Source organism: Williamsia sterculiae, from assembly GCF_900156495.1.
GTDB classification, from domain to species: Bacteria; Actinomycetota; Actinomycetes; order Mycobacteriales; family Mycobacteriaceae; genus Williamsia_B; species Williamsia_B sterculiae.
In genome coordinates, this window is record NZ_FTNT01000006.1 from 76,910 (window position 1) to 103,858 (window position 26,949).

A 26,949-nucleotide genomic window follows, 5' to 3' on the forward strand; every position below is an offset into this window, starting at 1 on the left:
GTGAGTCGACCCCCATGCTCCGACGTCTCTGCACCGTGCTGTCCATCTCCACCGTGGGCGCGGCCCTGCTGGCCGGATGCGGCACCGCCACCGACGAGAATCCCACGCCGTCGGCCTCGGGTTCCGCCGAGCCCGGGGCTTTCCCGGTCTCCATCCCGACGGCCTTCGGCGATGTCACCATCGACAAACGCCCACAGCGGGTGGTCGCCCTGGGCTGGAGCGACGCCGAGACCGCGTTGTCGCTCGGCGTACAACCCGTCGGTGAGGCGGACTGGTTGGCCGTCGGAGGCGACGGTCTGGGTGCCTGGGTACCCGAGAAGTACACCTCGTCGCCCACCAAGATCGGCACCCTGGAACCCGACACCGAGGCCATAGCGGCGCTGAACCCCGACCTCATCCTGGACACCCGGTCGTCGGGCTCCAAGCAGCGTCACGACCAACTGGCCGAGCTGGGTGTGCCGGTGGTGGAGATGCCCTCGGGCGGCGACAACTACAAGACCACCTGGCGCCAACAGCTGAAGATGATCGGTGCGGCCCTCGGCGCCCCGCGGGCCGCGGCGGCGAAGCAGGCAGAGATGGAGGGCCGTTTCGCGCGGGCCCGCCAACAGTATCCACAGTTGCAGGGGGCGACGGTGGTGTCCGGGGCGCGTAACACACTGGGCGAGTACGCCGCCTACACCGGTGATTCCGGTCGTCTCGCGTTTCTCAAGGAACTGGGCATGGTCAACGCGCCGCAGATCGAGTCCCAGCCGACCAAGAGCTTCTCGGTGCCCATCTCTCGGGAGAAGATGAACCTCCTGGACGCCGACGTGACCGTCATGCAGCCGATCTCCGCGGATGCCACCGCCATCGCCGATGATCCGTTGTGGGGCGCGGTCCCGTCCGTCGCGGCGGGCCGTGGGGTGCTGCTCGACGATCGCAACGTGTCGCAGGCCTTCTCCAGCGCCTCGGTCGCCGGCTGGGAGTACGCCTTGGCGCGAACCGTGCAGCGCCTGGCCGACGCCGCGGCGAAGGCGCGGTGACGACGCAGTTCGCTGACACGGCACGGGTGGCACACCCGGAGTCGCCGCCACGTCGACGCCACACCTGGTCCACCGCAGTCGTGTCGGTGGCCCTGCTGGCCGTCGCGGTGGTGCTGAGTCTGGCCGTCGGTGCCGGTTCGGTTCCACCGTCGACCATCTGGGATGTGCTGCGCGGTGCGCATCCCGCCGGTCCGGCGGCGCTCGTCGTCACCGAGGTGCGCGTCCCTCGCACCCTCATCGCGATCCTGGCGGGTTGCGCGCTCGGGGTGGCAGGGGTGATCGCCCAAGGTGTCACCCGCAATCCGATCGCCGAGCCCGGACTTCTCGGCCTGAACAGTGGGGCGTCGCTCGCGGTGGTGTTGGCCATCGCCGCGTTCGGCCTCGATTCGGTGAACGCGTACGTGTGGTTCGGCTTCGCGGGTGCCGCCGTCGCCGCGTTGATCGTCGCCGGTGTCGCCGGTCTGGGCCGGCGCGCCACGGTGACCCCGGCGACGCTTGCGCTGGCCGGTGCGGCGTTGGCCGCCGGAGCGGGTTCGGTGACCACCGTGTTGCTGCTGACCGACCCCACGTCGTTCGACGACTACCGGTTCTGGCAGGTCGGATCGGTGGCCGGCCGTGACCTCTCGGTGGCGACGCAGGTCGCACCGTTCGTGGCCATTGGTCTGGTGGTGGCCATGACCTGCGGCACACGACTCAACGCACTGGTGCTCGGTGACGAGGTCGCCCGGTCGTTCGGACGCCGCGTGGGCGTCGACCGGGCCGTCTGCGGTGTGGCCCTGGTGATCCTGTCCGGCTCGGCGACGGCCGCGGCCGGACCGATCGCCTTCGTGGGTCTGGCCGTCCCCCACCTGGTGCGTCGGTTGGCGGGCACCGATCATCGAGGTGTGCTCCCGCTGGCCGCGCTGGCCGGGCCGACGCTGCTACTGCTCGCCGATGTCATCGGCCGGGTGATCGCCCCACCCGGGGAGGTACAGGCAGGCATCGTCAGTGCGGTGATCGGCGTACCGCTGTTCGTGGTGTTGATCCGACGCCAACGGTTCATGCGATGAGCACCGTCATGACCGACCTGCCCGACGATCGTGCCATCTCGGTGATGGCCGACTCACGACGCAGGCGCGCCCGCCGGTTGTGCGTGTCGGGTCTGATCATCGCCCTGCTGCTGGTGGCGGTGTTCGTGGTGACGCTGTCAGTCGGTACGCAGCGGATGACGTTCGGCGATGTGGTGTCCACACTGGTGGGTCAGGGCACCACGAGAACCGACCTGGTGGTGCTGCGGCTGCGGATGCCACGGGCGCTGACGTCGATGTTCGTCGGCGCCGCACTGGGATTGGCCGGTGCGGTCTTCCAACGGGTGTTGCGCAACACCCTGGCCAGCCCCGATGTCGTCGGCATCGGCGCGGGTGCGGCCGTCGGCGCGGTCACCGCCAGTGTCACGTTGGGACTGTCGGGAGCGGCGGTCTCGGGGTCCGCCGTGGTCGGCGCCGTGGTCGCGGCTGCGGTCATCATGGGATTGGCCCGCAAGGACGGATTGCAGGATTCGCGATTCGTCCTCATCGGCGTCGGCATCAGTTCGGTGCTGATGGCAATCGTGTCGTACCAGATGATCCGGGCGTCGCTGACGTCGGCGCAGCAGAGCCTGGTGTGGCTGACCGGCAGCGTGGCCAAGGCGACATGGTCCAGCACGGTCCCGTTGATCGTGTCGTGTGCGGTCCTGATCCCGGCCGCCGCGATCGGTTGCGCCGTGGTGCTTCCCCGGCTGGAGCTCGGCGACGACCTGGCCATCGGATTGGGTCTGGGCGTCGCTCGCGCGCGGGTGGGCCTGATCGTCGTGGGTGTGTTGCTGGTCGCCACCGCGGTCGCCGCGGCGGGGCCGGTTTCCTTCGTGGCGTTGATGTCCGGGCCCACCGCCGCGCGGATCGCCGGCCCGGGGCGCGGTTCGGTGCTGCACGCCGCCGGTATCGGCGCTCTGCTGATCTCGGTGTCCGATCTCGTCGCTCGTCATCTCATCGCCGACGTCGCGTTACCCGTCGGCGTGGTCACCGGCGCCCTCGGTGCGCCCTACATGTTGTGGTTGCTCGCCCGCACCCGCTCCGGAGGTACTCCATGACGTCATCGCACCTGTCGGCATCGGATCTGGTGTTGCGTTACGACGATCGGGTGGTGATCGACGGCCTGTCGGTGCGGATACCGCCGGGACGGATCACCGCGCTGGTCGGTCCGAATGCGTGTGGCAAGTCGACGCTGCTGCGCGGACTCGGCCGGATCCTCGCCCCTGCAGGTGGCGTGGTGCGGCTCGACGACACCGACGTCCGGGACGTGCCCCGCAGACAGTTCGCCCGTCGGGTCGGGTTGCTCCCCCAGTCACCGATCGCTCCGGACGGCATCACCGTGGTTGATTTGGTGGAGCGTGGGCGTTCACCGCATCAGGGGTGGTTCGGCGGTCGTGATGCCGCCGACGACGATGCCGTGCTGTCGGCAATGCGGTCGACCGGTGTGTTGTCGCTGGCCGATCGTCCGGTGGCGGAACTGTCCGGCGGTCAGCGGCAACGAGTGTGGATCGCGATGGCGCTGGCCCAGGACACCGACGTCCTGCTGCTCGACGAACCGACGACGTACCTGGACGTGGCGCACGCGGTGGAGGTGTTGGACCTGTTGGTGGATCGCAACGTCGAGCGTCAGACCACCGTCGTCGTGGTGTTGCACGACCTGAATCTGGCGTGCCGGTACGCCGATCACCTCATCGCGATGAACGAGGGCCGCGTGATCACCGCAGGCGCACCGGACGAGGTGATGACCGAGGACCTGGTGTCGGAGGTGTTCGGCATGCGCGCCCGGGTGATCCCCGATCCGGTCTCACAGAGCCCGATGGTGGTGCCCGCCGGACGTCACCACCCGTTACCGCAGCGACGGACACCTGACGGTTCGCCGACCGATCCGAGCCGGATCCGCGACGAGCGGGCGCTGCGCGATGTGGTGCCGGAACCCCATCCGGCGATCATGGACAAGGGCACCGATCGGATCGATCCGGTCGCCGCTCGATTCCTGGCGGCGGCGCCCATCGTGTTCATGGCAACGACCGGCAACAGTGGGGCGGTGACGGTGTCGCCGCGCGGGGATCACCAGGGGTCGGGGGTACGTATCCTGGATGACGGTCGACGGCTTGCTCTCCCGCAACGTCGCGGCAATCGGCGGGTTGACTCGATGCGTAACCTGCTGCACCACAGCGGTGTCGGACTGTTGTTCTGCGTGCCCCGGGTGACACATGTGCTCAGGGTCAACGGCCACGCGACGGTGGTCACCGACCCGGAGATCCTCGGCCTGTGGGACGGTGGGGTGGATGTCGCGATCGTCGTCGACATCGAGGAGACCTTCGTCCACTGCGGGAAGGCCCTTCACGCGTCCAAGTTGTGGGATCCGGAGAGCTGGGGTGATCCCGACGACCTACCGACGTCCAAGGAGCTCTACGACGCTGCGGTGGCGGATCGCGACGACTGAGGCGGCCAGACGACGCCGGCGTCGGAGATGACGTCGACGTGTGCCTGGGCGGCCACTCGGTTGTCCGTCGGCCGCCATACGCGGCCGTGCGGGACGATGATGAGCAGTCCGTCCACGTCGCCAACGGCGGCGAATCCCGGTGTGGGCGGGTCGCCGTAGGGGCTGAGACCGGAGGCTTCCAACTGCGAGACAGTCTCGAGCACATCGGGGACGGCGATACCTATCTCGCTGACCGACACCAGATCGCGGGTCGTGAAGGGGTGATCGATACGGTCGGCACGGTCGCGCCGCTCGATGAATTCGAGTAGCTGTCCGTCGGGGCCGTCGAAGTACACGGATCGCGCGTTCCACGACACCGGACATTCGAAGTCCTCAATCCCGTTCCGCCGCAGCAACGCCACCCGTTGCGAGATGAAGTGTTTGGCGGCATCGAAGGCTCCCGTGGGGACTGTGAACGCGAGGTGATGGTCACCGACGAATTCTCTGTCGCCGACAAAGGTGATGCGACTGTGGCCGATTCGCACGGTGACCTCCCCGGCCATCGCCGGTGTGATAACGCACCCCCACGACTCGAAGTAGTCGGCGGTCTCGGCAAGAGTGCGCGTGGGCAGTCGTACCGAGATCATCTCCATCGCTGCAGTCAACTCCCTCAACCGTGGTTGAGGTCAAGAGGGTGGAATCGTTGTTGGGTCACGGCCGACCTAGGTGTGTCTCCTAATGAGTGATCGGTCGGTCGCTAATTGACGCTTGGAATCGGATGAGGTAACCGTCAGGATCGGTGACGAGGAACTGATGAACGCCGGTTTCGGTGCGTTCGTCGATGCGGTACCACTTCGTCTCAGGCTCCATGAAAGTCGCGTAATCCGCGTCTCGCAGGGCGGTGAGGATTGGGGCGAGGTCCCGTACGCTGATCTGGAAGTTGATTCCTCGCCCGAGGGGTGGTTCCAGGGGTGCAGTGATCCAGTTTCGGCCGATGCCTTGCTGCTCAAGCATGACATGAGCCGACCCCAACGAGATGTAGGCGAAGCCCTCCTCGGGACGCTGGTAGTTGATCTTGAACCCGCAGAGCCCACACCAGAAATCGATGCTTCTCATGACGTCACCGACCAGCAGCTCGGGCACCAGGGCGGGGTCAAGCGACGCGTTACTCACTTGTTCATCGTCGCAGACCATCGGAGTAGCGCAGCCAGAGCGTGATTGCGCGGAGAACGACACCGCCTCGATATGTCAGGGCAAGTCTGTCGTACCGGGTGGCGAGTCCGCGCCACTGCTTCATCTCGTTGAATCCTCGCTCAACGGCGTTGCGTCCATTGTAGTCTTCGTGGTCATAACCGACGGGGCGGCCGCCACTGGCATTGCGACGCTTGCGATGCCGCCGAAAGAATGCGGCACGTCACGCCAAGGCGTTCCTACCCGATAGCGACAGATGATGCCCTCGATCACCCGGCGATCGTCACGGAACGGACGCCCGCGCCAACCCGTCGACGACGTGATCCGTTTCCATTGAACATCCGATACGACCACATCGCGACTCACTCAAAGATCGTCCCGCGGACACCGAGACACATGAGGAGACACGCCCTAGGTGTTGCGGATCATCTACGTTGTAGACACACCGGTACGGGCTGACTGAGACGGGAGACGGGTTCGACTTCATCTGAGGAGCCCCGAGTTCGAGCGCCACCACCTCGCTCAGCTGTCGCGCACGGACGCCAGTCGTACAAGGCCTTCGGGATTCGTCCCGCTCGACACAGAGCGTCGACCCCGCGTCGATCTAAGTCTCACCATCGACGCCATTTCACACTGTCACCGATGTCCGGACTCGGCGCCGGGGATTGTCAGACCCCGTCTCTACAATCGAACACATGAGCGAGAGTCGTTGGGCGGGTGGGTCACCGGCAGTCTTGGGGCTGCTCGGTGATGTGTCCGGTGTCCCGGTCAACGATCTGCTCGCGGAGATGGTTCATGCGACCCAGGGGCAGTCGTTTCTGGAGTGGCAGCGGTATCGGCTCGCTGCGGAGTTGGATACCCAGTTGGTGGGTGAGGAGATACTCACCGACTACCGGATGATCGATTCGACCGCGTTGTGTGCCACCCGTATCGCGACGGTGTTGTCGATCGGGCAGGTGTCCGCGGAAGGGTTGTTGGCACGCGCGGTCGCGCTACGTGATCGGTTGCCGCAGGTGTTGTTGTGCCTGCGGGACGGAAAGGTCGCCCCGCAACACATACGGACGATCGTGTCCCGCACCGACCTGATCACCGACCCTCAGATCGCGGCCACGGTGGATCGCGAGATCTCGGAGTGTTTACGACGCCGGGGTTCGTGGTCGACGAACCGGTTACGCGACATGGTCGACCGCATCGTCTACACCCACGACCCGGATGCGGTCAGGCAGCGCCGTGAGGCCGCGAAAGACGCCCGCGCGTTTTGGACGGAGAACGACGCCGACGGTATGGGTGTGGTGGGTGCGTCGATGACTGCGGAGAACACCCTGTTGTTGGCGCAACGGGTGCATGCCGCCGCCGACCACGTCTGTGTGAATGATCCGCGGACGAAGGCGGCGCGGCGGTCGGATGCGTTGGTCGCGTTGACCACCGGTGCGACGTGGGAATGTTTGTGCGGTGACCCCGACTGCACCGCCGCAACAGGGTGGGATACCACCACCACGTCGGGGCAGGCCACCACTGCGATGATTCATGTGGTCACCGACCCGACCACACTCACCACCGACCACGGTGGTCGGCCGGGATTCCTGCCCGGGTACGGGGTCGTGTCACCCGACCACATCCGTGACCTGGCCGAACGTCCGGACACGGTCATCCGACCCGTCCCCACGTCCGCGCCGGCCGCCCAACCCGCGGACCCGTACCGGCCGTCGACCGCGTTGGCCCGGTTTATGTGGATGCGCGACCAGTACTGTGTGTGGCCCGGCTGCGACCAACCCGCCATGCGGTGCGACGCCGATCACGTCACCGAATACGACCACACCAACCCCGAACGGGGTGGGCAGACCACCGCCGACAACATGAACTCCAAATGCCCGTTCCATCATGGGGTGAAAACGTTCACCGAGTTCCTCGACGACCAAACCATCGACGACCACGGCCACCCCGCGACCACGGTCACCACCCCCGAAGGATTGACCGTCGACGGCCCCGCCCACACCGGTTACGACCTCCACCCGCAACTCGACCACATCGAGTTCACCGCCCCACCCAACGGGCCACCACCACCGGCACCGGAGCAACCGACCAGACGCCGACCCCGCCTGGAAGACAAACACGCCCGACGCCGCCACGAACGCGAATGCAACCGCCGAGCCGGGGACGACGATGACGAATGTGTCCCACCACCGTTCTGAGCGGACCGTCAGGATCGGAGCAGCCAGTGCTCGACCACGCGGATGACCCGCGACGGCGACTCCACCTCCACCGGTGATGCCTACAGTGGAGTGATGATATTCATCACGGTCAAGTGGCCGGTCAAACCCGAATTCGCGGACCAGTGGCCTGAACTGGCCAAAGAGTTCACCGACGCCACCCGTGCCGAACCGGGCAACAAGTGGTTCGACTGGTCACGCGGCCTGGACGACCCGAACACCTACGTGCTCATCGAGGCCTTCGAGGACGATGCCGCCGAGGCTCATGTGGGCTCTGATCACTTCGCCAAGGCGCAGCGTGACCTGCCACAGTACTTGCAGCGCACCCCGGACGTCATCAACGCCGAGATCGACCAGGACGACTGGTCGCAGCTCGGCGAGATGACCGTCGACTGAACCGTGAATCCCCTCGCCACCGTGGTCGACCGCGCACTGGATCTTGCCGTCGTACCCGGTTACTCCGCGATCGGCTGTGCCGTCCGACGTCGTTTCTGGCCCGCCGACCCGGCGCCGTTCGCCGATCCGGTCGACATCGTGATCACCGGAGGCAGTTCCGGTCTCGGTGCCGCCACCGCGATCGGGTTGGCCCGACTCGGTGCCCGCGTGCATCTCGTCGGCCGGTCACTCGACCGTCTCGCGTCATCGGCGGACAACGTCCGTCAGCAGGTTGCCGACGCGGAGGTCGCGGTCCATGAATGCGACGTCAGCGACCTCGATTCCGTCACTGAACTCGTGACCGCATTGACCACCCAGCTGACCCGGGTGCATGCGTTGATCCATTGCGCCGGGGTGATGCCACCCGAACGGTCGGAATCCGCACAGCGGCATGAGCTGGCACTCGCGACGCACGTTCTCGGACCGGTCGCGCTGACCCAGGGATTGCGCCCGCTCCTCGACGGTCATTCCCGGGTGATCTTCGTGTCCAGTGGCGGGATGTACCCGGTCCCGCTGCGCTTCACCGACTTCGAGTACGTCGACGGAACGTATTCCGGGTTGACCGCCTACGCCCGCACCAAACGGATGCAGGTGGTGATCGCCGAGCAATTGGCCGAGGCAATGTCCGGACCCGACGATCCGACAGTGTGCAGTATGCATCCCGGCTGGGCAGACACCCCCGGGATCACCGATTCGATCCCGGGTTTCGGCAGGGTGATGGGACCGATCCTGCGCACACCCGCCGAGGGGGCCGACACCATCGTCTGGTTGGCCGCGTCCGACGCCGCGCTCGCCACACCGGGCGCATTCTGGCACGACCGCCAGGTGAGACCGACGCACTACCCACCGTGGCGCAAGGACGACTCCGCTGCGCGCGACGCACTGTGGAAGCTCGCACTGGGGAGCTGATCTCGCGGCGTAGTCGCGTCAGGCCGGCTCGCGCATCACGCCTACATGTCGGGCGGTGCCGGAGAGGCCGGGGAGTTCAGTTGTCGGTGACCAGGTACGCAATCCGTCGGTGCTGTCGCTGTACAGCAGCTTCCCGCGCGTGTAGGCGTCCAGGTACATCCGCCAGTTCCCGTTCGGCAGTTTCACCACGGCGGGACCCTCCACATACGGGCCCCAGGCACCCGGCGCCACGAACCGATACGGGCCACCGAGCGATTGCGCAACCGCATGCTCGACGACCTTCTTCGTCTCGTTCTTGGTGAACGCGTGGTAGACCCCACCCAGTTTGACCACGGTGGTGTCGATGTGGTCGGCGCCGATCCCGATGATGGGAACCGGTGCACTCCACTGTCGCAGGGTCGGTTCCAGCGCGTGCATCACGTATGGTACGAACCCGCCACCGGTGGACATCGACAGGATGACGCTCACCCGGCCACCTTCCACAAACCAATCCGGCGCCCATGCCTTGGCGGTGAACGGCGACAGCGACGGCCACCCGCTCGACGAACCGAAACCCTTGCCGTCACCCGTTCCCGGCAACAGCAGACAACAGAACGGAACCGGATGGTCGCCGATCGGCGTCCAGTGCACCCGGTCACTGCTGCGGGCGAACCCGATATTCGCGCCCGAAGCGGTGGTGTAGGTGACGTAGTAGAGGCCGTCGGTGTTCCGGAAGATGCTGGCGTCCCGAACATGACCTGCAGACGGTCGGTACGCAGACTTCTGAACGACGTCGAAGTGGGTGCCGTCGGACGATTGGTAGACATCCATGTCGCGGTCGCTGGCGTTGCTGAACGCCACCATCGTGTACATCCACCCGGACGACGGCGCGGCAGTGCTGTTCGTGGGGGATGCGACCGACATCCCCACGACGGCGAGCAGTACCACCCACACGGTTGATGACCACGAGCGCACGGACGTCACGGATGCAGTATCGGACATCCACGCACCACGCGTGTTCATTCGCCACATCTCGGCGGCGCGGATGGTCGGCACACCGCTCAGCACACTTCGGAGCTCACGAACCGCAGGATCATCATGCCCGTCATCTGAAATTCATCTCGATGACGACTCTCCGTTGCTCGCCGCTGTGATGCTCATCCGAGCCATACAGTCGGGCCGCTCCGTCGGGGATCGGTTCACATGGGCGAGACAGGAGCGATGAGGATGCGCGTTCGGCTTGCGGCACTGGCCGTATCGGTGGCGGCAGGTGTCGGTCTACTGACGCCTGCGAGTGCAGGAGCTGCGCCGGCGCCGTGCACCTTCGCCCCCACGGCGATCCCCGGTGTCAGTGGTTACACCGCCGCACAGTTGGCCGATCCGTTCGCCACCGCGAAGCCCAAGGACCACATCGGTGTCCTCGACGCCTTCTCGCGCATCTCCCCCGTTGTTCGTGCCCAGAACCTCGCGGAGACGGTCGTCATCAACAACACCGCCTCGCCCGCGACGGCACAGTATGCCGTCCGCGACAACTACGACATCGGCACCGCGACGATCTTCAACTCACTCGGGTCGCGGCTCGGCACCGCTTTCAGCCAGGCGCTCGCGGCAGGACAGCTGCCGAAGGTGTCGCAGCTCCTCGTCGGCGAGGAGGCGATCGTCGAAGCGCGCGTGGGGACGTCGGCAGAGAAGAAGTACTTCCAGAACCCGCGCCCGTTCGAGGTCGCCCCGCAGCTGATCCGTCACTACAGTGACGGTCGTCCCGACCTCTACGAGGCGGTGCGCGGCAGCGGTTCCTACCCGTCGGGTCACACCACCTGGGGCTTCGCCGAGGCCTTCCTGATCGCCACGTTGTTCCCCGAGGTCGGCCCGCAGGTCCTGTACCGCGGTGCCGAGTACGGCTACCACCGTGTGGTGTTGGGCGTGCACTACCCGCTCGACGTGATCGGCGGACGCATGCTGTCCGAGTCGGTCGTCACGGAGCTGTTGGGCGACAAGAAGTTCAGCGCCCTGTTGTCGGAGGCCAAGCAGCAGGCACGTACGGTGCTCGCCGCGAAGGTCGGCGCACCCATCGGCACGGTGGTCCGCTGCCAGCAGCCCTACGTCTCCACCAGTACAGCGCTGGGGTCGTACCGGCAGCGCGAGACCTACTCCTTCGGCGCCACCGGTGACACCCGCCGCCCGGTCCAGGTACCGGCAGGTGCGGAGACCCTGATCCGGGCCGCGCATCCGGGTCTGAGCGACGCTCAGCTACGCGCGATCCTGGCCAAGACCGCCCTGCCCTCGGGCTACCCGCTGGACAAGACCGGCGCCAACGGCGGCTGGCAGCGTCTCGACATCGCGAAGGCCTGGGTCACCTCCTAGGTTGGGTGCGGTCATCGTCCGTCGATGGCCTAGAACGATCAACTTCTACCGTGAGCGGGTAGAGTTCTACCATGGGCTTGAACATCAAGAACGAGCACGTGCACGAGCTGGCCCGTGAGGTGGCTCGCCGCACGGGTCGCAACCAGACGAGCGCCATCGAGTTGGCACTCGAGCGGCTGCTCGCCGAATTGCGGCGCGAGGACGACCAGACCACGCGTCTGAGTCTGATCCGATTGATGCAGCGGGCCGCGATCGGTATAGATCTCGACACCGAGACTCTCTACGACACGGCCGGGCTGCCACGGTGATCGTCGACACCTCTGCTGTGGTGGCCGTCATCAAGGCCGAACCGGGGTGGGAGGCGCTCGACAACACTCTCGCCCACAGCGATGCGCCGCGCATGTCTGCCGGCACATATCAAGAGCTGACGATCGTGGTCGATCAGGCCCGTGATCCCGCCCTCAGCCGCCAACTCGATCAGCTGCTCGACAGTTGGGGGGTGGTGATAGAACCGGTCACCGCGGACCTCGCCCGGGTCGCACGCAACGCCTATCGCGACTTCGGGCGCGGCTCAGGTCATTCAGCCCGTCTCAACTTCGGCGATTGCTTCGCGTACGCGCTCGCCAGTCAATCCGGCGAGCCGCTGCTCTTCGTCGGTGCGGACTTCTCCGAGACGGACCTCACGCCTGCATGAGGTGTTCCAGTCTTGCAGCCGACTCGACTACACGTTGAAGCGAAACTCGACCGCATTGCGGCGCCGCGTCGAGAAGATGAGGACCGACTCATGACGACCACGTTCCCCGAACCGACCCGCACCACCGAGCCGCTGCCGGTCGACTACGCCGCTCCCCTGGTCACCCCCGGCCGGGGCGCGCTCTACGCCGCGACCGACTGGCCGCAGGACGACGCCGTACCTCGCTGGCTCACAGCGGGTCTGGCTGTGCGCCGCCGCAACTACGGCCTCGGCGACTCCGTCGGCATCTGGGGCGCCGACTGATGCGGTGACCCCGGCGACGAGATTAAGACCGGCACGCGGCCGACGTCGCTGGACCCGTTCGACCCGGTGACCGTGTGGGGCTACGACGAGTGCGACCTGACCGCGGCCAGCCGCACCGAGACCCACGCCCGCGCCGCCCACAATCTCGCGATGCTCGAACCTGTCACGGTCGAGCGCGAGGTCGCCGGGCGCCTGCTGACCGACGCCGGCGTCCCTGCCGACCGAGCTGGGGTGCAGGCAGCGGTCGATAGTCACGCACGGCTGAGTCACGAGCCGCCGCACGTCGTCAGTCGACCCGGTCAGCCGGACCCGAGCACCGCGAAGAACGATGGCTTGCTGCCGCGCCTGTTGGGCGAGATCGACTGTGTGGTAGGCCCACAGCGCCTCCAGCTGCTCCCACCGGCAGATAACCGGCAGCTGGTCGAGGGCGGCGTACACCGCCGCAGCTTCGGCGTCAGGTTGTAAGTCCGGCCACGGAGGGCCCACGAACTTGCGCACGAGCATGCGCGGGCTGGGGGTGGTGGGAACGAGTGTCGTCGCCATCGGTGGCTCCTGGTGTCTCGGGGCTGTGATCCCCTGCTAGGCCGCTAGCTGCGAGGCGGGACCTCGGCGAGCTGGTCGAGGACCTTCTCGACGTTCTCGACGTTCTCGGCGGGCATCGTCCCGGCCTCGACCGCGGCCGTCAGGCGCTTGTGCACAGCCCAGAACGCCAGGGCGGCGTCGGCCTCAGCGACCCGGGGCCCTTCAACCTCGCCGCGCGAGGCCAGCACGCCCTTGCGTGCGCGCCACCCCTGCACAGGCCGGCAGCGCGGGTCGGCGTGTCGGGTGGGCGTCGTACAGGGGTTCGGTGTCGTCATACCTGACACTTAAGCAACAGAACGTGCAGGCAACTTCTGCGCGCAGCCGAGGCCGAGGTGTTGCCGTGCGTGACCTACGAGAGTCAATCCGCATAGACGAGTTCGAGCGGAATGACTGGGGCTACGGACCTCGGCCGGACGATCCGTGCGTGTGCGGCTCGGGCCGCAGAGCCCGCAGCTGTCACCGCGCCGCGGACCTATCGTGGGTAGCTAACCCGCTCCCGCCACTGCTCACGGACGAGCGCACGGGCTACGCCCACCCCAGCTGCTACGGGAACGTTTCGAACGACTGCTCGCGAGACCTCTCGCGCGAGCACTACATCACCGAGGACATCCTCGAGCAAATCCGCCATGAAGACACTGGCGTCACGATTGGGGGCACAACCTGGGTTCCGCGAGGCGAGGCGCGAACCGTCGGTGTGGGGGCTCTCGCATCACGGATCCTGTGTCGACGCCACAACAACGCACTCAGCCCGCTCGACAAGATCGCGTCCCACTTTTTCCGGGCGCTGGTGGCCGACCAGCTGAGCCTCGTCGCTGACTACGGGCCGGACGGCGAGTTCCCCTGTTCATTCACGCTCGTTCACGGGCAAGCGATCGAACTCTGGTTGCTCAAAGTGATCTGGGGGGTGCTGTCAACGGAAACGATGCCGCTCGCCGATGGTTCTCCGGCTTATCGGTTCGGCCTGCGGTATCCCCGCTCGCAGCTGGCGGAAATACTCTGGCGCGGAGAGCCGTGGCCAAGCGGCGCAGGCATGTACCTCGCCCCTCCGCGGACAACAGCCGAGGGCGTCAAGACGCGCTCCATAGCCGTGCGCGTGCTACAGGACGGACCCGAATGCTTCGGAGGAATTGTCCGTTGCGCGGGGATCGAGTTCGCGGTTCTGCTCGAACGTCCCGCCAACCGGGCTATCTACCGACCTGCCGCAATACATTTCGATCGCGCCGGGTTTCAGAACTGGAAGGCGCTGGGGTTTGCCTGGCCCGAGATGGGGCACTTGCCGTGGCGCTTTTCCAGCCAGCTGGCGCGAGGCGAGGACGTTCACACGCCCCCCTGGCAGCGGGACCGATAGCTCGGCAAGGTGTCGGGCGCCGCCGCTACGGTGGGACTCACTCGTCGCGGGCCGAGGGAGGTCGCCCGTGTCCCGCCTGATCGAGTGAAAGCCGCGCCGCTGCCCTGTCTGCGGCGCCGACTGGCGACCGCCCCGAACGCACCTCGTCGGCTGGGCCAATCAGCGCCCGGTCCCGTGCCGCACCTGGGTCTGTCGCAACTGCGAGGCGCTCACCTACCGAGGCGACCTGCCCGAGGGCGGCGGCCGAGACGTTCGAGAGTAGGGCCGCGTCACTCCTCGGACGGCCTCGTTCTCAGGCCCATCGCGTAGCTGATCTCGTTGTCGATCTCGAGCTCCAACGTGGAGAGGTCGCGTGCCAGTTCGAGCAGGCTGTCGACGGTCCACGGCACCGAGGCGATGCTGGCCGGGTCGTCCTTCCCCATCTGGCGCTTCATCGACACCCACTCGGGGTTGACCTCGCCGTCCCACAGCGGGACGAACTCACCGCGGATGAAGACGCCGTGGACGACCTCATTGCGGTAGTCGAGAAAGTGCTGCAGGCGCTTCGCAAGCACCGGGCCAACCACCTTTTCGAACGCCTCCACCAGCTGGCGACCTGATGCAGCCCAGCCTCTCGCCGGTCCCCAGGTGCCGGTCGACCGTTGGTGGCTGAACTGAACCAGCTCGCCCGCTTTGTCCTCGGCCCACGCTGCGGACATGACCACCAGGCCCACGGCGCGCACCAGCTCCGGTGGATACTCGTCGAAGTCCATCGCGCATCGCCCTCGTGGAAGCGGACGTCAGCCCTTTGACGTAGACGTTGATCCGAACCGGAACTCCACCACGTCACCGTCCTGCATGACGTAGTCCTTGCCCTCCATGCGCACCTTGCCCGCGGCCTTGGCCGCGGCCATCGAACCGGCGGTGTCGAGGTCGTCGAAGGAGACGATCTCCGCCTTGATGAAGCCCTTCTCGAAGTCGGTGTGGATCACCCCGGCCGCCTTGGGTGCGGTGTCGCCGCGGTGGATCGTCCAGGCCCGCGACTCCTTGGGTCCCGCGGTCAGGTAGGTCTGCAGGCCCAGGGTGTGAAAACCGGCGCGTGCCAACGAGTGCAGCCCCGGCTCGGTCTGTCCAATCGACTCCAACAGCTCGGAGGCGTCCTCGTCGTCGAGTTCGAGCAGTTCGCTCTCCACCTTCGCGTCCAGGAACACCGCGTCCGCAGGCGCCACCGCATCGCGCAACTCCTGCTTACGAGCCTCGTCGGTCAGCACCGACTCGTCGCTGTTGAACACGTACAGAAACGGCTTCGTGGTCATCAGATGGAGATCGCGTACGGCCGCCAGATCCAGCGAATCACGCTGGGAGAACAGCGTCTTGCCCGAATCCAGCACCTGTTGCGCGGCCTGTGCGGCGGCGACGGTGTCGGCGAGGTCCTTGTTCTTCTTGGCGTCCTTCTCCAACCGTGGCAACGCCTTCTCCAGCGTCTGCAGATCGGCGAGGATCAGCTCGGTCTCGATGACCTCGATGTCCGACGCCGGGTCCACCCGACCGTCGACGTGCACCACGTCGTCGTCGGCGAAGACCCGGACCACCTGACAGATGGCGTCGGCCTCACGGATGTTGGCCAGGAACTGGTTGCCCATCCCCTCGCCCTCGGAGGCGCCCTTCACGATGCCCGCGATGTCGACGAACGACACCGTCGCGGGCAGGATCCGGGCGCTGTCGAAGATCGCGGACAGTCGGTCGAGCCGGGCGTCGGGCAGCTCCACCACACCGACGTTGGGCTCGATGGTGGCGAAGGGGTAATTCGCCGCCAACACATCGTTGCGGGTCAGTGCGTTGAACAAGGTCGACTTGCCGACGTTGGGAAGTCCGACGATTCCGAGGGTGAGGCTCACGGACGACCAGTCTAGTGATCATCACCGGCCCGCCCGAATCGACTGCCGGTCAGACTGGCTGCTCGGTCTCTCCACCACCATCCGAGGCCGAGTCCCCACGCGACGCCAGACCCAGGCGCGACTTCGCCGCGGCCCACCACCCGGCCTTGGGCGGTGGTTCGTCGTCGGGTTCGGGCAGCGGCTCCCCCGCGCGCAGCGCGATCTGTTCATTGAGATACCGGATCACCACCGCGCCCGACGCGGCTGCGGGCACGGCCAGGAACGCCCCCACGATCCCGAACAGCGACGACCCCACGGTCACCGCCAACAGCACGATCACCGCGTGCAGGTTCATCGACTTCGACTGCAACCACGGCTGCAGGACGTTCCCCTCCAACTGCTGCACCGCGAGAATGATGGCCAGCACGATCAGCGCCGTGACGACGCCCTTGGACACCAGCGCCACCAACACCGCCAGGGCACCGGCCACGAACGCCCCGACGATGGGGACGAACCCGCCGATGAAGGTGACGATCGCGAGCGCGTAGGCCAGCGGCACGCCCAGGATCACCAGACCCAGTCCGATGAAGAAGGCGTCGACCAGGCTGACCAACGCCTGCGTGCGGATGAAGCCCCCGAGAGTTGCCCACACCCTGCTGAGCACCTCACCGAGGTGTCCGGCGACCGGTTGGCCGGTGTTGCGACGCAGCCAGGGCAGGAATCGGGTTCCGTCTTTGAGTAGGAAGAACGTGATCACCAACGCCGAGAAGATCGTCACCAGCGCCGAGGTGGTGGCACTGATCCCGGTGAAGAAACCCGATGCGATGGTGGCGCTACTGCTCTGCAGACGTTGGGTCAGCGACGTGACCGCTGAGTTCAGCTGGTCGTCGGTGATGTTCAGTGGCGGACCCTGCGCCCACTCCTGGACCTTCGTGATGCCATCGGACGCCTGGTCGGCGAGTTCACTCGACTGCTGAACCACCGACGGCGCGATCGCCGCGATCACACCGGCCACCACGAGCATGGCCAACAGCAGGGTCAACAGGGCCGCGGCCGCCGGGGGCAGACCGCGGTTGCGCAACCACCGCGTCGGCGGCCACAGCACCGTGCACACCACCAGCGACAGCAGGACCGGTAACACCGCAACCCACAGCTCACCGATCACCCAGAGCAGTACAGCGGCCCCGCCCGCGACGAGGATCACCTGGAGACTCACCGTCGCGGTGCCACGCAACCCCGACAGGAAGACCGAGGCCCGGGTCACCGTGCCACGGGACTCAGGATCCGTTGTGTCGCCGGGGTTCGCCATACCCCGATCGTGTCATATCCGCCGAGCCCGGACCCGGGTCAACCGAGCGCGCGGACCTCGTCGATCAACCCGCCCGCGGCGAGTTCGAGAAAGCCGTCGACGTCGGGACCGGCGTTGAGCAGGGTCAGGTGGTCGAATCCCGCGTCGGAGAACTGTTGCGCGGCCTGCACCATCGCCGACTGGTCATCCCCGCAGGGCATGGCCTCGGCGATGTCGGACTCGCGGATCGCACTGGTCGCGGCCTCGAAGTTGATCGGATTGGGCAACTCGGCCTGCACCTTCCACCCGGTCAAGCCGAAGCGGAACTTCTCATGCGCCGACGTGATGGCCGCCTGCCGGTCCGACGAATAGGACATGGGTACCTCGGCGTACAGCGGGCCGCTGCCACCTGCATCCCGGTAACCCTGCACCAACTCCGAGAGCGGCTCGGTGACGAACAATCCGTCGCCGAGGTCCGCGGCGAGGGCCGCGGACCGGTCACCACCCGCGGCGACGACGATTTGTGGTGACCGATCCGGCAGGTCGAAGACACGTGCGTCGTCGACGGTCACGTACTTGCCCTCATAACTGTGATAGCCGGGCTCCCACAGCAATCGGATGACCTCGAGTGCCTCACGGAGCATCTCGTGGCGCACCCGCACCGATGGCCATCCCTGGCCGGTGACATGCTCGTTCAATCGCTCACCGGATCCCACCCCGAGGACGAACCGCCCGTCGGAGAGCACCGCGGTGGTCGCCGCCGCCTGCGCGATGATCGCCGGGTGATAGCGCATGAACGGACAGGTGACCCCGGTCGCGAGCTCGATCCGCTCGGTCTGTACCGCGATCGCGGCCAGCATGGACCAGGCGAACCCGGAGTGTTTGTGGCTGTACAACCACGGGTGGTAATGGTCGCTGACCTCGACGAAATCGAAACCGGCCCGTTCGGCCGCGACCGCCTGCCTAACGATCTCCTTGGGGTCGAAGATCTCCGCCATCAGCTTGTAGCCGACTTTGATGGACCCGCTCATGAGGGACTCGGGACCACGGGGTCGCCCGACTCGGCGATCACACCGACCAACTGCTCGCAGAAAGCGGGCAGATCGTCCGGATTCCTGCTGGACACCAAGGTGTTCGGTCCCGCCGTGCAGGTGACCACCTCTTCATCCACCCAGTTGCCGCCGGCGTTGGTGATGTCGGTGCGCACACTGGGCCACGACGTGATCCGACGGCCACGCAGCACGTCGGCCTCCACGAGGGTCCACGGTCCGTGGCAGATGACCGCGACCGGTTTGCCCGCCTCGAAGAATCCCTTGACGAAGTCCACCGCGTCCGACACGGTGCGCAGGTAGTCGGGGTTGGCCACTCCGCCGGGCAGCACCAATGCGTCGAAATCGGCCGCGGTCACCGCGTCCACCGTGGTGTCCACGGTGAAGGTGTCCGCCTTGTCGAGATGGTTGAAACCCTGCAGTGTCCCCGAATCGGTGGACACCAGAGTAGGCACCCCACCGGCGTTCTCCACAGCCTTCCACGGTTCGGTCAGCTCCACCTGTTCCACACCCTCGGGTGCGACCAGAAAGGCCACGGTACGTCCGGTCAGCTTGTCTGCCATGCGAACTCCTGTCGTGACGAGCCGCCGACTGGACTCACGATGGCCGTCGACCCGTCATCGGGCGAACGACCCATACGCTTTCCAATGTACGCGTGCGATCGTGTGCGGTCGCCTACGGTGGGGTCATCGAGATCTCATCGCTTCGGCCTCGCACGGCACCTCTCCTCAACCTCGTCAGTGGGTTGCTTCTTCTGATGTGCGCTTGCGGACAGCGTGATTCGACCGCTACACCCGGTGCCGCACCATCGACCACGCCGGGGCCGGCAGTCCGGGTGGAGACCGCGATCGCCGGTCTCAGCCATCCCTGGGATGTCGCCCTGGATCCTGCGGGCACGATGATCACCGGGGAACGCGGTGGCCGGGTGGTCGCCCGCGACGCCGACGGACGTGTCCACGATGTGCGCGCCGACCTGGGCGACCTCGCCGTCATGGGTGAGGGTGGTCTCATGTCGTTGGTGCTCGATCGCGACTTCGCAGGCAATCGCACCGTGTTCACCTGCCAGACGCACCGCGACGGCTCGACGCTCGACATCCGGGTGCGGCGCTGGACCGCGGCCGACGATTGGTCGTCGATGACCCGCGCGGGAGATGTCATCACCGGCTTACCGCTGAACCCGTCCGGACGCCACAGCGGATGCCGGCTGCTGCAGGCGCCCGACTCGACGCTGTTCGTCGGCGCCGGGGACACCGCGGAACCGACGGTCGCGCAGGACCCGAAAGTACTGGGTGGCAAGATCTTGCACATCACGACCACCGGGACGCCCACCGCCGACGACTTCCCGGGCACGCCGATCCAGTCGCTCGGTCACCGCAACCCGCAGGGTCTGGCCTTCCGTCCCGACACCGACCAACTGTGGAGCACCGAACACGGGCCCACCTTCGACGACGAACTGAATCGGCTTGTGCCCCGGGCGAACTACGGATGGGATCCGAACAACGGCACCTCGAACTACGACGAATCCACACCGATGACCGACACCACCCGGCATCCCGATGCCGTCCTGCCGGTGTGGACAACCGGGCCCACCACGCTGGCGATCTCTGACATGGACTTTCTGGGACCGCAGTGGGGGTCGTGGTCGGGTGCGGTGGTCACCGCGGCGTTGAAGGGTGAGCGATTGGTGCTGTTGAGACTGTCCGACGACTCGATGAGGACAACGGCGCGTGCGGACGTCCTGGTCGGCCAGTACGGACGACTACGTTCCATTACCCGGGCCCCGGACGGATCATTACTGATCACCACCGACAACGGCGACGACGACAAGGTGCTGGTCGTACGCCCGGCGACGACCGGTTGACCGCTACGGCGTCAGTGCCTGCGGAAACGGCCGATGAAGCCGACGAGGCCGCTGACGGCGTCGAGGTCGGCGGTCGCGCCGTCGATCGGATGTGTTGCGGACTGTTCGACCGGGTTCTCCTCACGAGGGGAATGTCGCTCGGACTCGATGACCGAGCGGATCTGATTCTCGCCGCAGAGGCCGATCATGATCTCCAGACCCCATCCCGGGAATTCCGAGAGCGGCTTCTCCTTGCGCCTCCGTCGTGTTACGTGCATGTTTCCAGTCTGGCACGCATCGACCCGTAGGCCCAGTAAAACGCGGGATGAACTCATCGGGACACCGCGGGAGTTCGGCTCCATCGTGATGGCTGATTTCCGCTAGTACAGTCGGCGCCTGACTGGGAGGCTGGTGCCATGACGATCACCCGAGCGGAGCTGGCGAGGACCGACCCGACCACCATCGGTCTGCTCGACTTCGACAGCTGTTACCGCGCCGTGCGCGCCCGCGACAACAGGTTCGACGGCCAGTTCTTCGTCGCGGTCGCGACCACCGGGATCTACTGCCGCCCGTCCTGCCCCGCCATCACCCCGAAGCCGCAGAATGTCGATTTCGTGCTCACCGCGGCCGCCGCACAGCAGGCCGGTTACCGCGCCTGCCGCCGGTGCCTGCCCGACGCCGTCCCCGGTTCCCCTCGGTGGAATCTGTCCGATGACCTCGCTGCCCGTGCCATGCGGTTGATCACCGACGGAGTGGTCGACCGGGACGGGGTGGACGGTCTGGCCTCACGACTCGGCTACTCGGGGCGGCATCTGACCCGCATCCTGACCGCGCAACTCGGGGCGGGGCCACTGGCGTTGTCGCGGGCGCAACGCGCCACCAACGCCCGAATACTCATCCAACGGACCACGATGCCGATGTCCGACGTCGCCTTTGCCTCGGGATTTCGCAGCATCCGTCAGTTCAACGACACCATTCGCGAGGTGTTCGCGATGAATCCCTCCGACCTACGCCGAACGCGCGCGGCGGCGGCACACGGCGCATCCGACGCGGGCGTGGGGTCGGTGACAGTGAATCTGCCGGTGCGCCAACCGTTCACCCCGCGTTGGCTGGAATGGTTCCTGGCGGCACATGTGATCGACGGGGTCGAGGAGTTCGACGGGACCTCCTACCGACGCAGTCTCGACCTGCCGCACGGGCCCGCCGTGGTCGAGTTGACGTTGTCGTCGACGCAGATCACCGCGACGTTCTCGCGACTCGATCTGCGGGACATGGGCACCGCGGTGAACCGGGTGCGACGGTTGTTGGATCTCGACGCCGATGTCGCCGCGGCCGACGAGGTGCTGGCCGCGACGCCTGCGTTGGCGGAGTCGGTCGCGGCGCTGCCCGGCATCCGGGTGCCCGGATCGGTGGGGTCCACCGAATTGTTGTTGCGGGTGATGATCGGCCAGCAGATCAGTCTCAAGGCGGCTCGCACGCACGGTGCCCGGCTGGTCGGCGCGCTGGGCGAACCGCTGGCGGAACCGTCGGGTGCGGTGACCCACGTGTTTCCCACAGCAGTCGCCGTCGCCGACCGCGGCGCGGAGGTGCTCACCGGGCCACGACGGCGAGTCGACTCGATCATCGCCACCGCACGCACGATCGCCGACGGTGGCCTGGCGATCCACCCCGGGATGCGACGCGACGACCTCCGCAGCGCTTTGCTGACCCTGCCCGGCGTGGGTCCGTGGACCGCCGACTACGTGACCATGCGCACGCTGGGCGATCCCGACATCCTGCTCGACACCGACCTGGTGATCCGACGCTCCGCCGACGCGGCGGGGTTGGACCTACGCCACACCGATCACTGGTCACCGTGGCGGTCGTATGCGTCCATGCATCTGTGGCACCGCCATCTCCACACGTCCGAACCCATGCTGTCTCCCGATGAGAGGACCTCCCGATGACCGCTCCTGCCGTGACCACCACAACCCCGACGTGGACCACGCTGACCACCCCCGACGGCCCGTTCACGCTGATCCGTGACCTTGATGGTGCGGTCCTCGCGTCCGGCTGGACCGACGTCGTCGAGGAACTCCGCGCCCTGATCCACCCCTCTCTGCGACCGGCCACGGTGACCGCGAGCTCGGACGCCGGCCCGGCCGGCGCAGCGGTGAGCCGGTACTACGCCGGACAGCTCGACGCCATCGACGAGATCCCAGTCCGCCAGCACAGTGGGGAGTTCCTGCTGCACGCCTGGAAGGTGCTGCGGACCGTGGCCCCGGGTGATCCGGTCAGTTATCAGGAGTTCGCAGACCGCGCCGGACGGCCACCCGCCGTCCGTGCGGCGGCAAGCGCGTGCGCCCGCAACGCGACGGCGCTGTTCGTGCCGTGTCATCGGGTGCTGCGCACCGACGGTTCCCTGGGAGGGTTCCGCTACGGCACCGACATCAAGTCGTCGTTGCTGGCCAGGGAGGCACACCCCGCCCGAGACCGGGACACGGCCACCGTGTCCTGACCGACGCTGTCGGACCCGACCGGCATCATGCCGGGCATGGATGCGCATGTCGGGCTCGGACTGCTGCTGGGTCTGGTGATCGGGCTGGTGATCGGTGGTCTGGCCGTGCAGTCCCGGGCGTCGGCGCGGGTGGCCGCCGCTCGGGCTGAAATCGACGCCGGGGCGTCGAATCACGAGCTGCTGGTCCGATCACTGGCGTCGGCCAGTGAGGACGCCGCACGTCGCCAGTCCGGTGCGATCGGTTCACAGGTCTCGCACATCGTCGAACCGTTGTTGACCACTCTCGATCAGCTCGCGAACGAGGTACGCCGCACCGAACACAACCGGATCGGCGCCTACGCAGGTCTCAGCCAGCAGGTCGGCGAGATGCGGATGGCGACCACCCAGCTGGGTTCGCAGACACATCGCCTCACCAACGCCCTGCACGCACCGCAGCTGCGCGGCCGGTGGGGTGAGCTCCACCTGCGGCGGGTGGTGGAGCTGGCCGGGTTGAGCGAACACTGTGATTTCGACGAGCAGGTCAACGGTGCCGGCAGTGACGAGGCCGGGGTACGACCCGATCTCGTGGTCCGGTTACCCGACGACGGCACGGTGGTGGTGGACGCGAAGGTGCCACTGGCGGCCTACCTCGACGCGGTCGCCACCGACGATCCCGGCATCGAGCGACAGGAGCTGGGGCGGCACGCTCGGGCCATGCGAGCGCATGTCTCCGCGCTGGCCCACAAGAAGTACTGGTCGGCGGTCTCCACCCGGACAGGGGTGAGTCCCGATCTGGTGGTGATGTTCGTTCCCGCCGATCCGATTCTCGAGGCCGCCTGCCGTCACGACCCCGACCTGTTGGAGTTCGGCTTCGCACGGAACGTGGTGATCGCCACGCCGTCGAGCCTGGTCGCGTTGCTCCGGACCGTCGCACTGGGGTGGCGACACGACGCCCTGTCCCGCGACGCCGCACACATCCTCGGTCTGGGTCGCGAACTGCATCATCGCATCAACACGGTCGGCGGCCACCTGAACCGGCTCGGATCATCGCTCGACAAGGCGGTCGAGTCGTTCAACTCCGCCGTCGGGACCATCGACAGCCGCGTCACGGTGACCGCGCGCAAGCTCGGTGAACTGGAGGCATTGGGCCTGATCAACGAGGACGAGGGCTCGCGATTGCAGACCGTCGAACGCCGTACGCGGACCGTCGTGACGAACGGCGAGACCGGGGTGGCGCCGCCCACAGCACGCGACTAGCCGGACAACCGGTACGGGTTTTCCGATGTTCACCCGGTACCGTCTAAGCGTGCGATCAGCCCAGCGTTCCGGTCCGGGAGTCTCCCGGGATCAGCAGTCGGTGCTGCCCGCCTATCGTGGCGTCCCGTGGTGGGGTGCGGTGCTCATCGCCGTCGTACCCAGTGCCGTCGGAGCAGCCATCGACGCGCCGAGCGGTTCGCTGGGGGCGACCTTCAAAGTCCTCTATTTCCTGGGCTGCGTGGCCGCGGTACTCGCCGTCCGGCGTCGCGCGCTGTTCACCGCCGCGGCACAACCACCGCTGTTGCTCTTCGGAATCGCGTTGATCGCGCTCTACGCCGCCAATGCGGGCACCACCGAGGGCGTCAAGGGTCTGATCATCAACGTTCTGCTGCCCATCGCGAAGCTGTTCCCGCTGATGGGCTGGACCTTCGTGCTGGTCGTCGCGCTCGCCGGGGCGCGCTGGTTCACCACCCGACCGACCGGCGGGGCCACCGCCACCAGATCCCGCGCCACCTCGCGCGCGGGCACCGGTCGAACCACCCCACGCCGGTCCGCCTCCGACCGCCAGGGTGCCGAGCGAACCACTGCGACCCAAGCACGTCGCGGCGAGCGGGTCCGGGCGAACGGGCGCGCCTCGTCCGACGAGCGTGCCCGCACCACCGAACAGCGTGACCGCGTCGAACGGCGCGGAGCCGATGGCCGGACCACCGCGCCCGCGCGACGCGACCCACAACCAACCGGCCGGCCGAGTCGCGGCGCTCCCCCGGCCCGCCGCGCAACCTCCACCGGCACCCCGGACGACAGTCCCACCACAGTGTTGGCCACCGAGCCGTCGGACCCGCGCCGCGCCGCGCCGCCGCGTGCCCGCCGTGCGCGCGGTGAGCGACCGATCGATGAGCCCCGGGAACAGCCGCGCCGACGCCGCGCGGCCCCGCCGGTCGACGACCACGACGATCTGTGGGTGCAGCCCGCGAGCAGGCGACCTCACCGCCGCGAACCCTGACCCCTCACGCCTCGGGCGCCCGTACCTGGCGCGCGGCACGGCCGAGTTCACGGCCGTACGAGGGTCCGTGGCTCGCCGCGTGGACGGCCAACGGATGCAATTGGTGCAGCGGGATCCGTCGGCGCCAGCCCCCACGCAACGGCCACCGACCCGCGTAGCCGGCGAACACCGACTCCAGATGCGGGCAACCGAACAACGCGAGCATCGCCAGATCGGTCTCCCGGTGCGCGCCGTGAGCAGCCGGATCGATCATCACCACACCATCCGGAGTCCACATCACGTTCCCGGTCCACAGATCACCGTGGATGCGGGCAGGTGGCTCATCGTCGTCGAAGTCGCCCGCCGACAGGTCCGCGCAGACGGCGCGAACCACCTCCGCGTCCGCGCCGGACACATTGCGCCGTGACACCGCGACGTCGAGAAACGGCAGTATCCGCTCCTCGGCGTAGAAAACACCCCAGGAGGAGTGGGTCGTGGAGCTCAGCGGCTGATTTCCGATGTACTGCTGCCCGGTGAAGCCCTCCGGCGGACTGCCGAATGCGGGTGCGCCGGCGGCGTGCATGTCGGCCAGTGCGGCACCGAAGTGTTCGGCGGCGGACGCACTCGGCGCCGCTGACGCCAGTCGCGTCAGCTCGATGTGGTCGTCACCGACCGACGCCACGCCGACCACCGGCGCGCCCGCGTCGCGCAACCATCGCAACGATGCCGCCTCGGCCGCGAAGAAGTCGTCGGGCGCGTTGCGACGATCCTTGCGGAACGCGTCGCCTGCGCTCACACGGTCTCCGATGCGGTCACGGCCCTGGCCAACCGGTCGAACTGGTCGTTCGCCGCGCGCATCGCGATCTCGTAGGGCAGGGCCCATTTTCGAGACACCCAGTAACCGAACCGGACGTCGGGCGAGGTGAAGACCAGGAAGTGGTTCCTACGAACCCCGTTCAGTATGGCCTCCGCGGCCTGTTCGGAACTGACGGCGCGATCATGGAACCGCCCGACGGCGCGCCGGATCTTGGGGTTGTCGCGATCGATACCCGCGATGTCGACGGTCTCCACCAACGGGGTGGCGACCGCGCCCGGGCAGACCAGTGACACCCCGATCCGGTGCCTGCGCAGGTCGTAGCGCAACACCTCCGACAGTCCCCGGACGCCGAACTTGCTCGCGCTGTACGCCGCATGCCACGGGAAGGCCAACAAACCGGCCGCCGAGGAGACGTTGACCAGTTGCCCACCGCGGCCGCCCCGCACCATCTGCGGCACGAAGCACTCGATGATGTGGATGGGCCCCATCAGATTGATGTCGATCATCCGACGCCAACGCTCGTGGTCCAGGTTCTCCACGGTGCCCCAGGCCGAGACACCCGCAACGTTCATCACCACGTCCAGCACGCCGACCTCAGCGGTCACCTGATCGGCGAACCGTTGCACCCACGCGTGGTCGGCGACGTCCCCGGCTCGATGGAACGCGACCTCGCCGCCATCGGCCACCAACTCGGCGACCGCCACGTCGAGCGCGTCGGCGGCGATGTCGGTCAGGATCAGCTGCGCACCCTCGGCGGCCGCGGCCGCGGCGGTCGCCCGACCGATACCGCCCGCGGCGCCGGTGATCAGCACCCGACGGCCGCGCAGGGACGGCACCGGTGGTCGCATGGTCAGCAGGTCACGAAGACTCATG

At 67.2% G+C, this 26,949-nt stretch carries 31 protein-coding genes; 18 read left to right on the forward strand and 13 right to left on the reverse strand.

Annotated elements, in window-relative coordinates:
- The first annotated feature begins 14 nt into the window (after positions 1 to 14).
- Genes BW971_RS11170 through BW971_RS22150 form a run of 4 tightly spaced genes read left to right on the forward strand, consistent with a single transcriptional unit; the run spans position 15 to position 4,517 of the window.
- Positions 15 to 1,022 (forward strand): ABC transporter substrate-binding protein, encoded by a 1,008-nt coding sequence (locus BW971_RS11170; RefSeq protein ID WP_076479536.1) that lies wholly within the window; start codon positions 15 to 17, stop codon positions 1,020 to 1,022.
- Complete coding sequence (locus BW971_RS11175; protein WP_200799415.1) at positions 1,019 to 2,071, forward strand: FecCD family ABC transporter permease; 1,053 nt, start codon at positions 1,019 to 1,021, stop codon at positions 2,069 to 2,071. Before BW971_RS11170 ends, BW971_RS11175 begins: the two co-directional genes overlap by 4 nt.
- The gene (locus BW971_RS11180; protein WP_143690310.1) at positions 2,068 to 3,129 is read left to right on the forward strand and encodes a FecCD family ABC transporter permease; all 1,062 of its coding nucleotides are present in this window, start codon (positions 2,068 to 2,070) and stop codon (positions 3,127 to 3,129) included. The genes BW971_RS11175 and BW971_RS11180 overlap by 4 nt, the downstream gene beginning before the upstream one ends.
- Entirely contained in the window at positions 3,126 to 4,517 is a 1,392-nt protein-coding gene (locus BW971_RS22150; RefSeq protein ID WP_076479538.1) for an ATP-binding cassette domain-containing protein, read from the forward strand. Before BW971_RS11180 ends, BW971_RS22150 begins: the two co-directional genes overlap by 4 nt.
- Here BW971_RS22150 and BW971_RS11190 read toward each other — a convergent pair.
- The 3 genes from BW971_RS11190 to BW971_RS22230 all read right to left on the reverse strand — a co-directional run bounded on the left by BW971_RS11190 (position 4,484) and on the right by BW971_RS22230 (position 6,053).
- Entirely contained in the window at positions 4,484 to 5,149 is a 666-nt protein-coding gene (locus tag BW971_RS11190; protein ID WP_076479540.1) for a VOC family protein, read from the reverse strand. The genes BW971_RS22150 and BW971_RS11190 overlap by 34 nt on opposite strands.
- Before the next feature lie 82 nt (positions 5,150 to 5,231).
- Positions 5,232 to 5,669, reverse strand: a complete 438-nt coding sequence (locus BW971_RS11195) for a bleomycin resistance protein (protein ID WP_200799416.1) — start codon at positions 5,667 to 5,669, stop codon at positions 5,232 to 5,234.
- 120 nt (positions 5,670 to 5,789) lie between these two features.
- On the reverse strand, positions 5,790 to 6,053 hold the full coding sequence (locus tag BW971_RS22230; protein WP_083709776.1) for a transposase: 264 nt from the start codon (positions 6,051 to 6,053) through the stop codon (positions 5,790 to 5,792).
- Positions 6,054 to 6,382: 329 nt separating this feature from the next.
- Here BW971_RS22230 and BW971_RS11210 point away from each other — a divergent pair, with 329 nt between their 5' ends.
- The 3 genes from BW971_RS11210 (at position 6,383) to BW971_RS11220 (ending at position 9,241) form a co-directional block, all read left to right on the forward strand.
- The gene (locus BW971_RS11210; RefSeq protein WP_076479546.1) at positions 6,383 to 7,879 is read left to right on the forward strand and encodes an HNH endonuclease signature motif containing protein; all 1,497 of its coding nucleotides are present in this window, start codon (positions 6,383 to 6,385) and stop codon (positions 7,877 to 7,879) included.
- Positions 7,880 to 7,972: 93 nt separating this feature from the next.
- The gene (locus BW971_RS11215; RefSeq protein ID WP_076479838.1) at positions 7,973 to 8,293 is read left to right on the forward strand and encodes a putative quinol monooxygenase; all 321 of its coding nucleotides are present in this window, start codon (positions 7,973 to 7,975) and stop codon (positions 8,291 to 8,293) included.
- A gap of 3 nt (positions 8,294 to 8,296) precedes the next feature.
- On the forward strand, positions 8,297 to 9,241 hold the full coding sequence (locus BW971_RS11220; protein ID WP_076479548.1) for an SDR family NAD(P)-dependent oxidoreductase: 945 nt from the start codon (positions 8,297 to 8,299) through the stop codon (positions 9,239 to 9,241).
- Between the two features lie 18 nt (positions 9,242 to 9,259).
- Here the strand turns inward: BW971_RS11220 and BW971_RS11225 are convergent, their stop codons facing one another.
- Positions 9,260 to 10,222, reverse strand: a complete 963-nt coding sequence (locus tag BW971_RS11225) for a glycoside hydrolase family protein (protein WP_076479840.1) — start codon at positions 10,220 to 10,222, stop codon at positions 9,260 to 9,262.
- Between the two features lie 225 nt (positions 10,223 to 10,447).
- On the opposite strand from BW971_RS11225, the gene BW971_RS11230 reads away from it, so the two are divergent.
- The 5 genes from BW971_RS11230 to BW971_RS11250 all read left to right on the forward strand — a co-directional run bounded on the left by BW971_RS11230 (position 10,448) and on the right by BW971_RS11250 (position 13,046).
- Positions 10,448 to 11,584, forward strand: a complete 1,137-nt coding sequence (locus tag BW971_RS11230; protein WP_143690311.1) for an acid phosphatase — start codon at positions 10,448 to 10,450, stop codon at positions 11,582 to 11,584.
- 71 nt (positions 11,585 to 11,655) lie between these two features.
- A complete protein-coding gene (locus BW971_RS11235; protein WP_076479552.1) occupies positions 11,656 to 11,892 on the forward strand; it encodes a type II toxin-antitoxin system VapB family antitoxin in 237 nt (78 codons plus the stop codon).
- A complete protein-coding gene (locus tag BW971_RS11240) occupies positions 11,889 to 12,278 on the forward strand; it encodes a type II toxin-antitoxin system VapC family toxin (protein WP_076479554.1) in 390 nt (129 codons plus the stop codon). The genes BW971_RS11235 and BW971_RS11240 overlap by 4 nt, the downstream gene beginning before the upstream one ends.
- 90 nt (positions 12,279 to 12,368) lie before the next feature.
- Positions 12,369 to 12,581 (forward strand): hypothetical protein, encoded by a 213-nt coding sequence (locus BW971_RS11245; protein ID WP_076479555.1) that lies wholly within the window; start codon positions 12,369 to 12,371, stop codon positions 12,579 to 12,581.
- Positions 12,582 to 12,647: 66 nt separating this feature from the next.
- A complete protein-coding gene (locus BW971_RS11250; RefSeq protein ID WP_076479557.1) occupies positions 12,648 to 13,046 on the forward strand; it encodes a hypothetical protein in 399 nt (132 codons plus the stop codon).
- Positions 13,047 to 13,168: 122 nt separating this feature from the next.
- Here BW971_RS11250 and BW971_RS11255 read toward each other — a convergent pair whose 3' ends face one another.
- A complete protein-coding gene (locus BW971_RS11255) occupies positions 13,169 to 13,438 on the reverse strand; it encodes a hypothetical protein (RefSeq protein ID WP_076479559.1) in 270 nt (89 codons plus the stop codon).
- 65 nt (positions 13,439 to 13,503) lie between these two features.
- Here BW971_RS11255 and BW971_RS11260 point away from each other — a divergent pair, with 65 nt between their 5' ends.
- Positions 13,504 to 14,511, forward strand: a complete 1,008-nt coding sequence (locus BW971_RS11260) for a hypothetical protein (protein ID WP_143690312.1) — start codon at positions 13,504 to 13,506, stop codon at positions 14,509 to 14,511.
- A 269-nt stretch (positions 14,512 to 14,780) separates the two neighbouring features.
- Here BW971_RS11260 and BW971_RS11265 read toward each other — a convergent pair whose 3' ends face one another.
- From BW971_RS11265 to BW971_RS11285, 5 genes are read right to left on the reverse strand one after another with little or no spacing between them, the layout of a single operon-like run.
- Positions 14,781 to 15,263 (reverse strand): hypothetical protein, encoded by a 483-nt coding sequence (locus BW971_RS11265; RefSeq protein WP_076479562.1) that lies wholly within the window; start codon positions 15,261 to 15,263, stop codon positions 14,781 to 14,783.
- A gap of 27 nt (positions 15,264 to 15,290) precedes the next feature.
- Complete coding sequence (gene ychF / locus BW971_RS11270) at positions 15,291 to 16,388, reverse strand: redox-regulated ATPase YchF (protein WP_076479564.1); 1,098 nt, start codon at positions 16,386 to 16,388, stop codon at positions 15,291 to 15,293.
- A 49-nt stretch (positions 16,389 to 16,437) separates the two neighbouring features.
- Positions 16,438 to 17,676 carry an AI-2E family transporter gene (locus BW971_RS11275; RefSeq protein WP_083709779.1) on the reverse strand — a complete coding sequence of 413 codons (1,239 nt, stop codon included), beginning with the start codon at positions 17,674 to 17,676 and terminating at the stop codon, positions 16,438 to 16,440.
- 38 nt (positions 17,677 to 17,714) lie between these two features.
- Complete coding sequence (locus BW971_RS11280) at positions 17,715 to 18,674, reverse strand: TIGR03557 family F420-dependent LLM class oxidoreductase (protein WP_076479842.1); 960 nt, start codon at positions 18,672 to 18,674, stop codon at positions 17,715 to 17,717.
- An 8-nt stretch (positions 18,675 to 18,682) separates the two neighbouring features.
- A complete protein-coding gene (locus BW971_RS11285; RefSeq protein ID WP_076479566.1) occupies positions 18,683 to 19,267 on the reverse strand; it encodes a type 1 glutamine amidotransferase domain-containing protein in 585 nt (194 codons plus the stop codon).
- Between the two features lie 272 nt (positions 19,268 to 19,539).
- Between BW971_RS11285 and BW971_RS11290 the strand changes: the two genes are divergently transcribed.
- Positions 19,540 to 20,565 (forward strand): PQQ-dependent sugar dehydrogenase, encoded by a 1,026-nt coding sequence (locus tag BW971_RS11290; RefSeq protein ID WP_159441851.1) that lies wholly within the window; start codon positions 19,540 to 19,542, stop codon positions 20,563 to 20,565.
- Positions 20,566 to 20,576: 11 nt separating this feature from the next.
- On the opposite strand, the gene BW971_RS21140 is transcribed toward BW971_RS11290, so the two are convergent.
- Positions 20,577 to 20,822: a hypothetical protein gene (locus BW971_RS21140; protein ID WP_143690313.1), complete on the reverse strand. Its 246-nt coding sequence runs from the start codon at positions 20,820 to 20,822 to the stop codon at positions 20,577 to 20,579.
- Positions 20,823 to 20,960: 138 nt separating this feature from the next.
- Here BW971_RS21140 and BW971_RS11295 point away from each other — a divergent pair, with 138 nt between their 5' ends.
- The 4 genes from BW971_RS11295 to BW971_RS11310 are packed head-to-tail and all read left to right on the forward strand — an operon-like array spanning position 20,961 to position 25,280.
- Positions 20,961 to 22,490, forward strand: coding sequence for a DNA-3-methyladenine glycosylase 2 family protein (locus BW971_RS11295; RefSeq protein ID WP_083709782.1), 1,530 nt, complete (start codon positions 20,961 to 20,963; stop codon positions 22,488 to 22,490).
- The gene (locus tag BW971_RS11300; RefSeq protein WP_076479568.1) at positions 22,487 to 23,041 is read left to right on the forward strand and encodes a methylated-DNA--[protein]-cysteine S-methyltransferase; all 555 of its coding nucleotides are present in this window, start codon (positions 22,487 to 22,489) and stop codon (positions 23,039 to 23,041) included. Before BW971_RS11295 ends, BW971_RS11300 begins: the two co-directional genes overlap by 4 nt.
- 36 nt (positions 23,042 to 23,077) lie before the next feature.
- Positions 23,078 to 24,277, forward strand: coding sequence for a DNA recombination protein RmuC (locus BW971_RS11305; protein ID WP_076479570.1), 1,200 nt, complete (start codon positions 23,078 to 23,080; stop codon positions 24,275 to 24,277).
- Positions 24,278 to 24,326: 49 nt separating this feature from the next.
- Positions 24,327 to 25,280: a DUF6542 domain-containing protein gene (locus tag BW971_RS11310; RefSeq protein ID WP_143690314.1), complete on the forward strand. Its 954-nt coding sequence runs from the start codon at positions 24,327 to 24,329 to the stop codon at positions 25,278 to 25,280.
- Between the two features lie 4 nt (positions 25,281 to 25,284).
- Here the strand turns inward: BW971_RS11310 and BW971_RS11315 are convergent, their stop codons facing one another.
- On the reverse strand, positions 25,285 to 26,055 hold the full coding sequence (locus BW971_RS11315; RefSeq protein WP_076479575.1) for a fructosamine kinase family protein: 771 nt from the start codon (positions 26,053 to 26,055) through the stop codon (positions 25,285 to 25,287).
- Positions 26,052 to 26,948: an SDR family oxidoreductase gene (locus BW971_RS11320; RefSeq protein WP_076479578.1), complete on the reverse strand. Its 897-nt coding sequence runs from the start codon at positions 26,946 to 26,948 to the stop codon at positions 26,052 to 26,054. The genes BW971_RS11315 and BW971_RS11320 overlap by 4 nt, the downstream gene beginning before the upstream one ends.
- Position 26,949: the final 1 nt, after the last annotated feature.

What these genes read in the sequence shown, in the direction of transcription:
- BW971_RS11170 (WP_076479536.1), top strand. Translation starts at nt 15, where the DNA reads ATGCTCCGACGTCTCTGCACCGTGCTGTCCATCTCCACCGTGGGCGCG.
- BW971_RS11180 (WP_143690310.1), top strand. Translation starts at nt 2,068, where the DNA reads ATGAGCACCGTCATGACCGACCTGCCCGACGATCGTGCCATCTCGGTG.
- BW971_RS22150 (WP_076479538.1), top strand. Translation starts at nt 3,126, where the DNA reads ATGACGTCATCGCACCTGTCGGCATCGGATCTGGTGTTGCGTTACGAC.
- BW971_RS11190 (WP_076479540.1), bottom strand. Translation starts at nt 5,149, where the DNA reads ATGGAGATGATCTCGGTACGACTGCCCACGCGCACTCTTGCCGAGACC.
- BW971_RS11210 (WP_076479546.1), top strand. Translation starts at nt 6,383, where the DNA reads ATGAGCGAGAGTCGTTGGGCGGGTGGGTCACCGGCAGTCTTGGGGCTG.
- BW971_RS11215 (WP_076479838.1), top strand. Translation starts at nt 7,973, where the DNA reads ATGATATTCATCACGGTCAAGTGGCCGGTCAAACCCGAATTCGCGGAC.
- BW971_RS11225 (WP_076479840.1), bottom strand. Translation starts at nt 10,222, where the DNA reads ATGTCCGATACTGCATCCGTGACGTCCGTGCGCTCGTGGTCATCAACC.
- BW971_RS11230 (WP_143690311.1), top strand. Translation starts at nt 10,448, where the DNA reads ATGCGCGTTCGGCTTGCGGCACTGGCCGTATCGGTGGCGGCAGGTGTC.
- BW971_RS11235 (WP_076479552.1), top strand. Translation starts at nt 11,656, where the DNA reads ATGGGCTTGAACATCAAGAACGAGCACGTGCACGAGCTGGCCCGTGAG.
- BW971_RS11245 (WP_076479555.1), top strand. Translation starts at nt 12,369, where the DNA reads ATGACGACCACGTTCCCCGAACCGACCCGCACCACCGAGCCGCTGCCG.
- BW971_RS11255 (WP_076479559.1), bottom strand. Translation starts at nt 13,438, where the DNA reads ATGACGACACCGAACCCCTGTACGACGCCCACCCGACACGCCGACCCG.
- BW971_RS11265 (WP_076479562.1), bottom strand. Translation starts at nt 15,263, where the DNA reads ATGGACTTCGACGAGTATCCACCGGAGCTGGTGCGCGCCGTGGGCCTG.
- BW971_RS11275 (WP_083709779.1), bottom strand. Translation starts at nt 17,676, where the DNA reads ATGGCGAACCCCGGCGACACAACGGATCCTGAGTCCCGTGGCACGGTG.
- BW971_RS11285 (WP_076479566.1), bottom strand. Translation starts at nt 19,267, where the DNA reads ATGGCAGACAAGCTGACCGGACGTACCGTGGCCTTTCTGGTCGCACCC.
- BW971_RS21140 (WP_143690313.1), bottom strand. Translation starts at nt 20,822, where the DNA reads ATGCACGTAACACGACGGAGGCGCAAGGAGAAGCCGCTCTCGGAATTC.
- BW971_RS11295 (WP_083709782.1), top strand. Translation starts at nt 20,961, where the DNA reads ATGACGATCACCCGAGCGGAGCTGGCGAGGACCGACCCGACCACCATC.
- BW971_RS11300 (WP_076479568.1), top strand. Translation starts at nt 22,487, where the DNA reads ATGACCGCTCCTGCCGTGACCACCACAACCCCGACGTGGACCACGCTG.
- BW971_RS11305 (WP_076479570.1), top strand. Translation starts at nt 23,078, where the DNA reads ATGGATGCGCATGTCGGGCTCGGACTGCTGCTGGGTCTGGTGATCGGG.
- BW971_RS11320 (WP_076479578.1), bottom strand. Translation starts at nt 26,948, where the DNA reads ATGAGTCTTCGTGACCTGCTGACCATGCGACCACCGGTGCCGTCCCTG.